The sequence below is a fragment of the Bacillus sp. LL01 genome, assembly GCF_001037965.1.
Genome location: NZ_LFEL01000256.1, coordinates 1 through 3,274 on the forward strand (window position 1 = coordinate 1; position 3,274 = coordinate 3,274).

Consider the following 3,274-nt stretch of genomic DNA (forward strand, 5'->3'; position numbering starts at 1 on the left):
ACCTCAAAAGTCGTATTATACCAAACGACATCATGGAAGCTTGGATCGTTGATTCCACTTTTCTCCGTCTGATATGCAAAGGGTACCGTTATCTTTTTTTCATTACTAGGAAAGATTTTATACCACTTTTGCTTTAATCCTACATTGTCATCATCGAAGGCGAAATTCCATTCACCATTTAAACTTTTCCAATCGTTCCTCACCACTTGAGGTCTTGGGTATTCAGGTCTAACTGTATTCATAGTATCTCTCCTTATTTAATTCCAGATTGAGTTACCCCTCTAATAAAGYAACGCTGACCGATAATAAAGATCACTATCGCTGGGATGGTCGCAATTGAAGTTAACGCCATTAATTTCCCGTAAGAGGAGACAAAGCTTCCTTGCTGCATAATGGCAATCCCTGTTGCAATTGTTCTCATTTCAGGTGAGCTTGTAGCAACGAGCGGCCATAGGAAGTCGTTGTAGATCATCATGAATGAGAAAATAGCCAAGGTCCACATAATTGGTCGGGCAGAAGGAATAACAACCTTCACAAAAATTTGCCATTTATTAGCGCCATCTAATCTAGCTGCTTCTTCGAGTTCCTTTGGAAACCCTTTAAAAAATTGATAAAGTAAGAAGACTCCAAATGCATTAGCTGTATAAGGTAGGATTAACACAGCGTATGAGTTTAACAATCCTAAATTACTAAATTGCATATATAAAGGGAGGAAAGTAATAACAAAAGGAATCATTAATGTACTGATAAAGAGTGGAAACAAGTATTTTTTAAATGGAACGTCGAGTCTTGCTAAGGCATAAGCAGCCATTGCATCAATTGTGACAATAATGATAGTACCAACCACTGCCACAAAAACTGAGTTAAACATCCAACGTAATACCGGAACGTTCAGCCCTTCCCCTAAGAGCGTATACGTATAGTTGGTAATCGTGAAGTTTTCCGGAATCCAGCTTAGGCCACCAGTCAATGCTTCTGTGTCTGTTTTAAACGAAGTCGAAATCATCCAAAGAAGTGGAATCAGAAACAATAAAGCAATCATAGAGGCAATAATGATCAACGTGATTTTTTTTCCGTTACCCTTTTTCATGCTTTTATGCCCCCTTTACTCTCTTCTATTGAAGATTTCTTATTTGTTTTCTTCTTCTTCCATTTCCCGTCTTCATTCGCTTTTGAAATTCTGAACTGGATAATCGAGATTCCGATCATAATTAAAGCCATCAAAATCGCCATAGCAGAAGAAGTTCCTAACTGCCTTTGTGAAAATGCCTCATCTACAATACTCATCATAAGAACTTCTGTCGAGTTCCCTGGTCCCCCTCTTGTCATCAAGTAAGGCTGACCATAGACGTTAAAAGAGGCAATTGTTGATGTGATGAATACAAATAGCATAACAGGACGAATAGATGGAAGAGTGATATGGAATAACTTCCTAATGCTTCCGGCTCCGTCTATTGATGCCGATTCATACAGCTCTTCTGGTACTTCGTTTAAGGCATTAATTAAAATGATCATGTWAAAACCAATTGTCCACCAGATCGTTGCAATCACTAAAGAAATCCATGCATACGGGATTCTAGTTAACCAAGGAATTGGATCCATTCCAAACGCTACTAAGTATTCATTTAAAAGGCCTGAGTTCGTATCCAGTATCCATAACCAAATAATTGCTATAACTGAAACCGAGACAACATATGGAATAAAGTAGATCGTTCTGAAAAATCCTTGAAATCTAGCAGGTAGATTGGTGATTARCAGTGCAAGAGCCAGTCCGATTACTACGAGTAACGGGACTGTAAAAATAACAAATTTAAATGTGTTAGTTAACCCATTAAAGAACACTGAGTTGAGGTACGAATTAGGATCAAAAATCTTAAAGTAGTTGTCTAACCCTACAAAGGGACGATCGGGTGAAAGCAAATCCCATTCATGAAAACTTATGTAGATCCCGTAAAATATGGGGATTAATAAGAAACAAACAAACATGATGAAGTAAGGTAATACAAACAAAAATGATGWAAACTTGGAAAATTTAGATTGCTTCATCCAAATCCCCTCCTTTCCTATGATGCGATTTCTAAGAATGCAAATTTACTTGTAAGAAAAAGAGCAGGGTATAGACCTGCTCTTAATTTAGACGCTGTTGTGCTCTATTCGTAGCTTCCTCAAGAGCTTCTTCAGGTTCCTTTTGTCCTAATAATACCTCATTAACAGCTTCCATTAGTGGATCAGATAGCTGACCCCAGTTACGTACTCTTGGTGAGAAGCGTGTATAATCAAATTGCTTTGCTACCTCTGGCTGTTGTTTCAATTCTTGGAACTCTTCACTTTCGTATACAGCTTTAGATGCWGGTGCTTGGCCAGATTCTGCCCATGCCATTCCATTTTCAGCAGTAAAGCTTAAAAACTCTTTAATTGCTTCAAGCTTTTCTTCATCCTCCACTACTTCTGGAACGACAAAGTTATGAGAGTTACCAAACACAGCTTGTTCCTCTGTACCAAGCATTGGTACTGGTGCAACACCGAAGTTTAATCCTGATTCTTCCCATTGCTGTAGCATCCAAGGTCCATTTAAGTGCATTGCGTTTTTCCCTTGAAGGAATAAGGTTACTTCTCCATCTTGTTGCACATCAGAAGGCGATACTTGATACTCAGTAATAAGATCACGTTGGAAAGTCAGTGCCTCTACAACTTCCTCTGAGTCATAAAGAACTTCATCTCCTTCAATTAAGGTTCCACCATTTTGGTAGACAATTGTCGGCATAATGAATTGCTGAGGCCATAGAGTTGGAACAACAAATCCATATTGACCTGTATCTGTATCAGTCAATTGTTCAGCATAATCAATAAATTCTTCACGGTTTGTTGGCGGAGATTCAGKATCTAGTCCAGCTGCCTCAAACAAATCCTTGTTCCAATAGAACATCAATGGGTGGATATCTAATGGTATTCCGTATAATTCTCCATCTACAAGATTTCCTTCCCAAGCCGTTTCATTGTAGTCTTCTTCACTCACAATATCTCCTGTTATTTCATCTAAATCCTTTAGAAGGTTATTTTCTGCGTAGCTTAAAACTTGGTCTCCGTGCATAATCATTAAGTCTGGAATATTGCGATTATCATTAAAGGCTAAATCGATAGTCGTGTAATATTCTGATTGAGGGACCACTTGATAGTTAACTGAATACTGATCTTGAGAATCATTGAATTCATTAACTATCTCTTGCATTTTTGGACCATCCGGGCCAGAGAATGGCACCCATAATGTAATGTC

General features: G+C 38.3%; 4 protein-coding genes. All 4 read right to left on the reverse strand.

Going from position 1 to position 3,274, the window contains the following annotated elements; all coding sequences use genetic code 11:
• The coding region (locus AB685_RS28975; protein ID WP_047974074.1) for a sugar-binding domain-containing protein at positions 1-242 on the reverse strand (242 nt) is incomplete at its 3' end.
• A gap of 11 nt (positions 243-253) precedes the next feature.
• A complete protein-coding gene (locus AB685_RS28980) occupies positions 254-1,090 on the reverse strand; it encodes a carbohydrate ABC transporter permease (RefSeq protein WP_047974075.1) in 837 nt (278 codons plus the stop codon).
• Complete coding sequence (locus AB685_RS28985; protein WP_082153824.1) at positions 1,087-2,046, reverse strand: sugar ABC transporter permease; 960 nt, start codon at positions 2,044-2,046, stop codon at positions 1,087-1,089. Before AB685_RS28985 ends, AB685_RS28980 begins: the two co-directional genes overlap by 4 nt.
• Before the next feature lie 82 nt (positions 2,047-2,128).
• Positions 2,129-3,274: ABC transporter substrate-binding protein (locus AB685_RS28990; RefSeq protein WP_047974077.1), on the reverse strand; the 1,146-nt coding region annotated here is incomplete at its 5' end.